Source organism: Dietzia sp. HMSC21D01, from assembly GCF_001815995.1.
Lineage (GTDB): Bacteria > Actinomycetota > Actinomycetes > Mycobacteriales > Mycobacteriaceae > Dietzia > Dietzia cinnamea.
In genome coordinates this window covers 1-9,809 of the sequence record NZ_KV823917.1, presented here as the reverse complement: position 1 = coordinate 9,809, position 9,809 = coordinate 1, and the positions used below count along the sequence as shown (strand labels likewise).

Here is a 9,809-nt window from a genome sequence, read left to right as displayed (position 1 = left end):
GAGCCGGCCCGTGCGCGCCAGGGGCGGGACGGTCCGGCACCGCGGGCGCTCACCGGAGGGCCTCCTGCCCGGCGGGCGTCGCGGCCGCGACCCGGGCCGCGCTCCGCCGGTGGTAGGCGCTCAGGTCGAACTCGCGGGTCTGGCGGCGGAAGGTGAGCGTGAAGTCCGGCCACACGGCCGGGGCGTTGCCCTTGTCGTCGAGGTACCAGCTCCGACAGCCGGTCACCCAGACGGTCTCGCCGGTCTGCTCGCGCAGCTCGCGGTTGTACGCCTCCTGGACCGCCGCGCGGACCTCGACGGTCTGCAGGTCGCGGTCCCGCATGGTGCGCAACGCGTCCACGAGATAGTTCAGCTGGGACTCGATCATGTAGATCATCGACGAGTGCCCGAGGCCCGTGGCCGGGCCGACCAGGACGAAGAGGTTCGGGTAGCCGGCCACCGTGGTGCCCTTGTAGGCCTCCATGCCCTCGCTGCGCCACTTCTGCGCGAGGGTGCGGCCGTCGGCGCCGCGGACGCGCTCGAAGAACGGCGAGTCGGTGACGTGGAAGCCGGTGGCCACGACCAGCACGTCGGCGGGGTGCTCGACGCCGTCGGCGGTGACGATCCCGCTCTCCGTGACCCGGGCTATCGGCTCGGTCACGAGGTCGACGTTGTCCCGGCCGAGCGCGGGGTACCAGGTGTTGGAGAGCAGGATGCGTTTGCAGCCGATCTCGAAGTTCGGGGTGACCTTCTCCCGCAGCGCCCGGTCGCGGACCTGCAGCGCGAGGTGCGCGCGGCCGAGCGCCTTGATGGGGGCCAGCGCGGCGCGGGTGCGGGTCAGTCCCACCACCTGGAACTCGCGGCTGGCGTACTGCAGGGCCCGGACGGCCTTCTGCAGGCCGGGCACCCGGCGGTACAGCGACCGCTCCAGGCGCGGGTAGGGGCGGTCCATGCGGGGGAGGACCCAGGGCGCGGTGCGCTGGTAGACGTCGAGGTGACCCACCGTCGGTGCGATGGACGGGACCACCTGGATGGCCGAGGCCCCGGTCCCGATCACCGCCACGCGGCGATCGGCCAGCGGGACCGAGTGGTCCCAGCGGGCGGTGTGGAAGACGTCGCCCGCGAAGTCCTCGATGCCGTCGATCTCCGGCAACCTGGGCTCGCACAGGGCCCCGACGCCGAGGACGACCACGCGGACGTCGTACTCCCCCGCGTTCGTGGACACCGACCAGCGGCCGCGGTCGGCGTCGTACTCGACGGCGGCGACGTCGACCCCGAAGCGGATCTTCTCGCGGACCCCGGTCTCGGCGGTGACCCGGCGGATGTAGTCGTAGATCTCCCCCTGCGGGGAGAACGCCCGGGACCAGTCGGGGTTGAGGGCGAACGAGTAGGAGTAGAGGTGGGACGGCACGTCGCACGCCGCCCCCGGGTAGCTGTTGTCGCGCCACGTCCCGCCGACGTCGTGTCCGCGCTCGAGGACCACGAGGTCGTCGAACCCCTCCTGCGAGAGCCGGATCGCCGTGCCGAGGCCGGAGAACCCGGCCCCCACGACGAGGACGTCGACCACGTTCGGCTGATCCACTGCTTCTCCCAACGACGAGTGTGTGATCTGCAACGCATCCGATCTTACCCGCAAGTAAGTCCGGAGTGGGTGGAGCACGTCGGGCGGTGTTCACCGACAACTGGTACAACCGGTCCATGACGATCAACGAGACCGTCGAGGTCGAGAGCAAGTTCGAGGTCGACGACGACATCCCGGCGCCCTCCGCCGACGCGTTCGCGCCGCTCGTCGCGGACGGTCCGGAGGAGTACGAGCTCTCCGCCGTCTACTACGACACCGACGATCTCTCACTCACGCGGCACAAGGTGACGCTGCGCCGCCGCACCGGCGGGGACGACGAGGGGTGGCACCTCAAACTGCCCGCCCACGCCGGCCGTATCGAACTGCAGGCCCCTCTCGGCGACGAGGTCCCGGACGAATTCCTCTCCGCGGTCGCCGGGCTTGTCCGTCGCCGTCCGCTGGCGCCCGTCGCCCGGATCGACAACCTCCGGCAGGTCCACACGTTGCGGGACGACGACGGCGCCGCGGTGATCGAGTTCTGTGACGACCACGTCTCCACCGAGGCCTTCGTGAACGGCGGGTCCGCGGCCACATGGCGGGAGTGGGAGGCCGAGATCGTCGATCCGGCGCGACCCGACGCCCACGCCCATCTCGCGGCCGTCGCCGCCGCGTGCGCGGACGCCGGGGCCACCACCTCGTCGTCGTCGTCCAAACTCGCCCGCGCGATCGGGCCCTTACCGGACGCCGGTGGCGAGGGCGTCTCCCCGGTCCGCGACGCCCTGGCGCGCGACCTGGAGAAGCTGCTCGACCACGACCCGGCCGCCCGACGCACCACCATGGTGGGCGTCCACCAGATGCGCGTGGCGGTCCGCGGACTGCGCAGCACCATCAGCACCTACGCCGCCGAACTCGAGGCCGACACCGCCGGCACCGATCTCGACCTGCCCGGGCTGCTCGCCGAGCTCAAGGTCCTCGCCGCCGTTCTGGGCAAGCTGCGCGACATCCAGGTGGTCGACGAGCGCCTCGAGGAGCTGGCCGCCGGATACCCCGAGGACGTGGTGAGCCCGCAGACCCGTCAGCGCCTGCGGACGGAACTCGACGCGGAGGCCCGGCGCGCGGGCGAACGGGTCACCGCGGCCCTGCTCTCCGACCGGTACCTCGACCTGGTCGACCGGCTCCACGAACTGGTCCGCGTCGCCGGCGGAACCACGGCGAAGGGCGGCAAGAAGAAGCGCCGCGAGGCCGAGGACCTGATGCTGAGTGGCGTCGACCGCCAGTTCAAGAAGTTCACCAAGGCCCGCACCCGCACCGAGCGCGACCTGGCCGAACTCGACCTCACTCTGGCCGAGCGGGAGGAGCTGACCCACGTCGTCCGCAAGCGCGCCAAGGCCCTGCGGCGGAACGTCAACGCCCTGTCCGGGACGGACGAGCTCACCGTGGCACCCCTGCGCGACGCCTGTCAGCGCCTGCACACCGTGCTCGGGGACGTGCAGGACAGCGTCACGGCCCGGCAGTGGATCCGCCGGATCGCCCGCCGGGCCGAGACGGCTCACGAGTCGACGTTCGGGTTCGGGGTGCTCTTCGAGCACGAGCGTGGATTCTCCGAGCGCGCCCTCGACGGGTTCGAGAGCGACGCCGCGGCGGTCACGGCCGCCTACCGCGAACTGTCGGAGTCACGGCGCGCGGCGCGCAAGCGCCGGAAGAAGGGCAAGAAGGGCAAGAAGTAGGGCGGCGATATGGAGGCCGGGGCCCGCTCGACACGGTCGACGCCCGCGCGGAGCTCGCCGAGCCGGGTCAGTCCTTCTCGTCCTCGGCGTCCCACGCCTCGTTGCGGGCCTTGGCCTTGGCCAGCGCCGCCTCCGCCTCGGCCCGTGTGGCGTACGGGCCCATCCGGTTGTCCCAGTTGGTCACCTTGCCCTGCAGCGCCTGACCTGTGGCGATGTCGTAGTACCACTGCTCTTCCGACACTGCGGACCTCCTCGGATCGACGGGCTGGGCGTGCACCCATGACCCTACTAGCGGGGGCCCGACAGCGGATCGGGGCGGGGCGAACGAGCCGGCCTGTAAGCCGGATCCTGTGCCCACCGCGTGCGGCGGGCGACGGCCATCCATCTGGGCACACCGTCACCGGGTGCCTCGAGCGGTCCACCCGCGGACTCGGGCGAGCAGCCCTCCCCGTGCGTCACCGCACGTCCATCCGCGCAGTCGCACCGCGAGCGGTGCGACCTTCGACCTTGCTCCGGGCGGGGTTTACCGAGCCACCCCGGTCACCCGGGGTGCTGGTGCGCTCTTACCACACCGTTTCACCCTTACCGCGCCGGCGTGGGCGCGGCGGTCTGTTTTCTGTGGCACTGTCCCGCGGGTCGCCCCGGGTTGCCGTTAGCAACCGCCCTGCTCTGTGGAGTCCGGACTTTCCTCGGGCCGGGGCCTGGCCACCCGTGGGCGCCGGTTCCCCTGTCCGCGGCCGTCCGGCCGACTCGTTCGCCGCCCCAGTCTAGTCCCCGGCACTCGTCGACCGAGCCGCGGCGTCGGCCGAGTCGCGGCGTCGGCGGACGTGCCGCGTCAGTCGAGGTGCGAGGTGTCGTTGACCAGGTGGACCGACGTGGGCCCGTCGGGGTAGAAGCGCACATCGGAGACCGAGGCCAGGTCCAGGTGCAGGCGGAACAGCAACTCGTCGCCGGCGCCGAGTCCGGCACGGATGGCCAGCTTGATGGGGGTGACGTGGCTGACCACCGCGACCACCTGCCCGGGCCGCTCGGAGACGATGCGGCGTAGGCCCCGTTCGACGCGCTCCCGCACCACCTCGAAGCTCTCGCCCCCCGGCGGCGGGACAGAGGTGTCGCCGAGCCAGCGGGAGTGGGTGTCGGGGTCCTGCTCGGCGGCCTCGCGGAACGTCAGCCCCTCCCACCGGCCGAAGTCGGTCTCGATGAGGTCGTCGTCAACGATGAGCGGCACGCCGGCGGCCTCGGCGGCGCGCTCGGCGGTGCCCAGACACCGACGCAGCGGCGAGGACACCACGGCGGCCAGGTCCGGCAGGGCGGCGAGCCGCCGGGCGGTGCGTTCGGCCTGGGCCTGGCCGAGGTCTGTGAGCTCGGGGTCGCCCTGGCCGGAGTACCGCCGGTCGACCGAGAGCGCGGTCTGGCCGTGTCGGGCCAGGACGATGCGGGTGGGCCGGCCGGTGGCGCCCGTCCAGCCGGGACCGGCGCTCATTGGGTGCCGGTACGGACGACGATCACGCCGCATTCGGGGCAGGTGAGCACGTCGTCGGCGGGAGCGGACCGGAACGCGGCCACGGTGCTGCGGTCCAGGTCCATCGCACAGGCCGAGCACCGGCCGCCGTTGAGGATGGCCGCCCCGACCCCGGCGTTCTCCGCGCACCGGGCGTAGAAGTCGAGGAGGTCGGCGGGGATCCCCTCGGCCTCGCGCGCCCGCTCGGCCGTCGTGGCGGTGACCGCGTCCTCGAGCTCGGCCAGCGCGGTGTCGCGCAGTGCCCGCGCCATGCCGATGCGCGCGTCGAGGTCGGTGACGATCGCCCCGGAGTGGCGGACGTCGGCCTCCATGGCCTCGTGGCGTTCGCTGAGCTCGCCGAGTTCGGCCTCGAGCGCGTCCTGACGGCGGGCCAGCGAGCGCAGCTCGTAGTCCAGCTCGGTGGACTGGTGCTCGGACAGGCTGCCGGAGGCCAGCAGGTCGGAGTCGTGGGCGCGGCGTCGGCGGACGGCGTCGAGGTCCGAGCGCAGCTTGGCCAGGGCGCGATCGAGGTCCTCGAGGTGGATCCGGGCCCGGGCGACGGACTCCGTGGCGGCGCGGCGCTCGGCCGTGAGCCCGTCCAGCGTCTCCTGCTCGGGCAGGTGCTCTCGCCGGTGGGCGAGACCGGCCAGGCGCAGGTCGAGGTCGGCGATGTCGACGAGTCGACGCTGGTGGTGGGGATCGGCCTTCATGGGAGCCAAGACTACCGCTGCCCGCGCGCTCCCCCGGCGGCCACCGTCCACGGATCGGTCCGCAGATCGCACGCGTTCGCGGTGACCCCGGCGCCCTCCTCGAGCAGGGCCGCGGCCTGCGCGCACCACGGGAACTCCAGCGCCCAGTGGGCGGCGTCGACGAGCATCGGCCCGCCCTCGCGCAGGTGCTCGTCCACGACGTGGTGACGCAGGTCCCCGGTGAGGTAGACGTCGGCGCCGGCCGCGCGGGCGGCGCCGAGCAGCGAGTCACCGGATCCGCCGCACAGGGCGACGCGCCGGACCTCGGCCTCCGGGTCGCCGGCGGCCCGCACCCCCCACTCGGTGGTGGGCAGGCGGTCGGCGACGAGGCGGGTGAACGCGGCGAGGGTGGTGGGCTCGTCGAGATCGCAGATCCGGCCGAGTCCCGTGTCCTCCGGCCCGGGCCCGGGTCCGGCGTGGTTGACGAGGACGTCCATCGCGGGCACCTCGTACGGGTGCCCGGCCACGACGGCGCGCCGTACCGCGGAGCGCAACTCGGGCGGTGCCACGAACTCGACGCGGGTCTCGGAGACCTGTTCGGGCTCGCCGATGCTGCCGATCGTGGGGTCGGTGCCGTCGCCGGGCCGGAAGCGCCCCGTGCCGCGCACGGAGAACGAGCACTCGGTGTAGCCGCTCATCCGTCCGGCCCCGGCGGCGAAGACCGCGTGCAGGAGGTCGTCGAGGTCGTCGTCGGGCACGGTCACCACCCACCGGTCGACGGTGCCGTCGCCGGTCGGTGCCAGGGGGGCGCCGGCGGTGAGCCCGAGGGCGTCGGCGAGGGCGTCGTTGACGCCGGGCCGCGCGGAGTCGGCGTTGGTGTGCGCGGCGTACAGGGCGCAGCCGCCGGCGATGAGGCGGTGCAGCAGGCGTCCTTTGGGCGTGTCGGCGGCCACGGAGTGCACGCCGCGCAGCAGCGGCGGGTGGTGGACGAGCAGCAGGTCGGCGCCCTCGGCGAGGGCGTGGTCGACGACGGCGTCGGTCGCGTCCACCGCCACGACGACACGCGAGACCTCGGCGGCGGGGTCGCCGGCGACCAGGCCGACGCGGTCCCACGACTCGGCCAGGCGCGGTGGGTAGGCCCGCTCCAACAGGTCGATCACGTCGGCCAGGGTGGGCCTGCCGGTGGTCATGCTCGCTCCCCTTCCAGTCGGTTCCGCGCCGCGCCGGCCTCCGCGTGCCAGGCGCCGACGAGCTCGTCCACCATCGTGCCCGGCCGCACGGCCAGCCGCAGGTAGGACGCGTCGAGGCCGGGGAACGTGTCGCAGCGACGGGTGACCACGCCGCGTCGCACGAGACCTTCACGGAACGCCTCCGGATCGACGTGCGACGGGGTGCGGACCAGCACGAACGGTGCCGACGGCGGGACGCCCACCTCGATCCCGGCGGCGGTGAGGGCCTCGACCATCGCCTCCCGCTCCGCCGCGACGTCGACGCGCAGGCGGGCGAGCTCTGCGTCCGCGTCCGGGCCGACGCACGCCCGGATCGCCTCCAGCTGGAGGGTGCCCAGCGGCCAGTGCGGTCGGTGCGCGGCGAGGTCGGCCAGCACGGCGGGGTCGCCGACCGCGTACCCCACGCGCAGACCGGCCAGTGCCCACGTCTTGGTCAGCGAGCGCACCACGACCAGGCCGGGCAGGTCGGCGCCGGCGAGGGTGTGCCCGGCCTCGTCGTCCACGACGTCGCAGAACGCCTCGTCCACCACCGTGACGCGCCCGGGACGGCACAGCGCCGCGACGGCGGCGCGGGGGTGCAGCACCGACGTGGGGTTGGTGGGATTGCCGACGACGACGAGGTCCGCGTCTCCCGGGACCAGGGCCGGATCGAGGCGGAACGGGCCGGGCAGAAGGACACGCTCGACTCCGACGCCGGCCCGTCGCAGCTCCAGCTCGGGTTCGGTGAAGGACGGATGCACCACGGCGGCGCGTAGGTGGTGCCGGGCCGCGTGGCCGGCGAGGAGGTGGAACCCCTCCGACGCCCCGCCCAGGAGCAGGACGCGCTCGCGCGCCACCCCGTGACGGGCGGCCACGGCCGAGACGGCGGCCTCGTCGTCGTCGCCCCCGGGATATCCCCCGAGGTCGGCGAGGCGCGCGGCCAACCTGTCGCGCAGCCACGCCGGCGGACCCGACCCACGCACGTTGACGGCGAAGTCCAGGGCGCCGGGGACCAGCTCGGCGTCACCGTGGTGACGCAGCGCCGCCCACGACGGCCCGTCGGCGTGGACTCCGGTCGGTTCGGTCATGCCCGAAGCGTAGGACGGCGGCCCCGTCCCCCGCCCGTCGCCCGGCCCGCGCCCCCGACTCTGGGAGGATGGCGGCATGACCGACCGCCCGATCCTCCTCGTGGACCTCGACGGCACCATCACCGACTCACTCGACGGCATCGCCCGATCGCTGCACCACGCTCTCGACGTCGTGGGTGCCCGCTGGGACACTACCCGCGACATCCGCTCGATCGCCGGGCCACCCATGATCGACACCCTCGCCTCGCTCGGCCTGGCCGGCGCCGACCTCGACCGCGCGATCGACGCCTACCGCGAGCGCTACGACGAGGTCGGCTGGCGCGAGAACGCCGTCTTCACCGGCATGGACACGCTGCTGAACCGGCTCGCCGTGGACGGGTACCGGATGGCCGTGGCCACCAGCAAGGACCAGAACGCCGCCCGCAGGATCCTCGGCCACTTCGACCTGCTCGCGCCCTTCGAGTTCGTCGGCGGCGCCGACATCGGCGTGGGGCGGCTGGCCAAGGCCGACGTCGTCGCGCACTCCCTCGCCGCGATGGGGGTCGACCCCGTGGCCGCCGCCGACGGCGGCACGGACGCGGTGCTGATGATCGGCGACCGCGAACACGACATCGACGGCGCCGCCCGGTACGGCATCCCCACCGCCATCGTGCGCTGGGGTTACGGCCGGCCCGAGGAGTGGGACAGGGCCCGCTGGTCGGCCGTCGACACCGCAGCACTGGAGGAGATCATCCGTGGCTGGTGACCGCACGGTACGAGTGGTGTTCGTCTGCACCGGCAACATCTGCCGCTCCCCCATGGCCGAGGTCATGGCACGGCACGAGTTCGACGAGGCCGGGCTCGGCGACCGGGTGCAGATCTCCAGCGTCGGCACCGGCGACTGGCACGTCGGCCACGGCATGGACCCGCGCGCGGCGTCCGAGCTCGCCGCCCACGGCTACGACACCGCGCACGTGGCCGCGCAGCTGTCCGACGACGACCACGACGCCGACCTGCTCGTGGCGCTCGACAGCGGCCACCGCGACCACCTCCTGCGGGCCGGCGTCGACCCCGACCGGGTCCGTCTGCTGCGCGCGTACGAACCCGGGGCCGACGGCGCAGACGTGGCCGACCCCTACTACGGCGACGACAGCGGCTTCACCCGCACGCGCATGCAGATCTCGCGGGCCCTGCCCGGTCTCGTCGCCGAGGTGCGCGGCCTCCTGGGGTAGCGGCCACCACCGCGGCGGTACCCCGTCCCGCCCGCCCGATACCCTGGGGGCATGCGGATCCTGCGGCGCTTCCTGACCCCCGGGTGGGTGATCGGGGTCCTCGCGGCGATCCTGTTCGCCTGGGCGTGCTTCGCGTTCCTGGCCCCCTGGCAGCTCGGCAAGAGCGACGACCTCGACGCCCGCAACGCCCGGCTGGTCGAGTCCGTCGAGGCCGAGCCCGCCCCGCTCGACGAGGTCGTGCGCGGCCCGCAGGACTACGCCGAACGCGAGTGGCGGCTCGTCACCCTCGACGGCCGGTGGGAGCCGGACTCCGAGGCCCTGCTGCGGCTGCGGTCGGTCGACGGCGAGCTCGTCTACCACGTGCTGACCGTGTTCGACCCCGTCGACGGGCCGGACATTCTCGTCAACCGCGGCTACGTCCGGGTCGGCGAGAACAACGCCGTCCCCGACTACCCCGCGGCGCCCGCCGGCGAGGTCGGGATCACCGCCCGGGTGCGCGTCACCGAGCCCGGGCAGGCCGAGCCCGTGGAGCTCGACGGCCGCCCCACGGTCCGCGTCGTCGACCCGGCGGTCATCGGCGACACCCTCGGGCACGACCTCCGGCCCGCCGGGTACCTGCAGCTGACCGGCGACCAGCCCGGCTCGCTCACCCCCGCGCCGATCCCCGGCATCGAGAACGGGCCCTATCTGTCCTACGGCCTGCAGTGGCTCGCCTTCGGCGTCCTCGCCCCGGCCGCCCTCATCTACTTCGCGTGGGCCGAGATCCGCGCGCGGCGCCGCGACGACGACGCCGCGCTCGCCGACCACACGGCGGACGCCGGTGACGCCGCGTCGGGCGGTGGCCC

General features: G+C 73.8%; 9 protein-coding genes, 1 other RNA gene and 1 pseudogene. 4 read left to right on the top strand and 7 right to left on the bottom strand.

What is annotated here, in order from left to right:
• Positions 1 to 49 precede the first annotated feature (49 nt).
• On the bottom strand, positions 50 to 1,561 hold the full coding sequence (locus tag HMPREF3086_RS09120) for a flavin-containing monooxygenase (protein WP_070721474.1): 1,512 nt from the start codon (positions 1,559 to 1,561) through the stop codon (positions 50 to 52).
• A gap of 86 nt (positions 1,562 to 1,647) precedes the next feature.
• Between HMPREF3086_RS09120 and HMPREF3086_RS09115 the strand changes: the two genes are divergently transcribed.
• Positions 1,648 to 3,267 carry a CYTH and CHAD domain-containing protein gene (locus HMPREF3086_RS09115; protein WP_083324368.1) on the top strand — a complete coding sequence of 540 codons (1,620 nt, stop codon included), beginning with the start codon at positions 1,648 to 1,650 and terminating at the stop codon, positions 3,265 to 3,267.
• A gap of 67 nt (positions 3,268 to 3,334) precedes the next feature.
• Here HMPREF3086_RS09115 and HMPREF3086_RS18500 read toward each other — a convergent pair whose 3' ends face one another.
• From HMPREF3086_RS18500 to cobC, 6 genes and pseudogenes are all read right to left on the bottom strand, one after another.
• Positions 3,335 to 3,508, bottom strand: a complete 174-nt coding sequence (locus HMPREF3086_RS18500; RefSeq protein ID WP_007630414.1) for an SPOR domain-containing protein — start codon at positions 3,506 to 3,508, stop codon at positions 3,335 to 3,337.
• 80 nt (positions 3,509 to 3,588) lie between these two features.
• An RNA gene (gene rnpB / locus HMPREF3086_RS09110) (RNase P RNA component class A) lies at positions 3,589 to 4,020 on the bottom strand.
• Between the two features lie 82 nt (positions 4,021 to 4,102).
• A pseudogene (locus HMPREF3086_RS09105) lies at positions 4,103 to 4,753 on the bottom strand (histidine phosphatase family protein); the annotation flags it as partial.
• On the bottom strand, positions 4,747 to 5,478 hold the full coding sequence (locus HMPREF3086_RS09100; protein ID WP_070721470.1) for a zinc ribbon domain-containing protein: 732 nt from the start codon (positions 5,476 to 5,478) through the stop codon (positions 4,747 to 4,749). The pseudogene HMPREF3086_RS09105 and the gene HMPREF3086_RS09100, both read right to left, overlap by 7 nt.
• Positions 5,479 to 5,489: 11 nt before the next feature.
• A complete protein-coding gene (locus HMPREF3086_RS09095) occupies positions 5,490 to 6,647 on the bottom strand; it encodes a Nif3-like dinuclear metal center hexameric protein (RefSeq protein ID WP_070721469.1) in 1,158 nt (385 codons plus the stop codon).
• Complete coding sequence (gene cobC / locus HMPREF3086_RS09090; protein WP_070721466.1) at positions 6,644 to 7,753, bottom strand: Rv2231c family histidinol phosphate aminotransferase CobC; 1,110 nt, start codon at positions 7,751 to 7,753, stop codon at positions 6,644 to 6,646. Before cobC ends, HMPREF3086_RS09095 begins: the two co-directional genes overlap by 4 nt.
• Positions 7,754 to 7,829: 76 nt before the next feature.
• Here cobC and HMPREF3086_RS09085 point away from each other — a divergent pair, with 76 nt between their 5' ends.
• The 3 genes from HMPREF3086_RS09085 to HMPREF3086_RS09075 form a co-directional block, all read left to right on the top strand.
• A complete protein-coding gene (locus tag HMPREF3086_RS09085; protein WP_070721464.1) occupies positions 7,830 to 8,498 on the top strand; it encodes an HAD hydrolase-like protein in 669 nt (222 codons plus the stop codon).
• The gene (locus HMPREF3086_RS09080) at positions 8,488 to 8,964 is read left to right on the top strand and encodes a low molecular weight protein-tyrosine-phosphatase (RefSeq protein ID WP_070721462.1); all 477 of its coding nucleotides are present in this window, start codon (positions 8,488 to 8,490) and stop codon (positions 8,962 to 8,964) included. Before HMPREF3086_RS09085 ends, HMPREF3086_RS09080 begins: the two co-directional genes overlap by 11 nt.
• A gap of 51 nt (positions 8,965 to 9,015) precedes the next feature.
• On the top strand, positions 9,016 to 9,809 hold a 794-nt coding region (locus HMPREF3086_RS09075), incomplete at its 3' end, for an SURF1 family cytochrome oxidase biogenesis protein (RefSeq protein ID WP_070721460.1).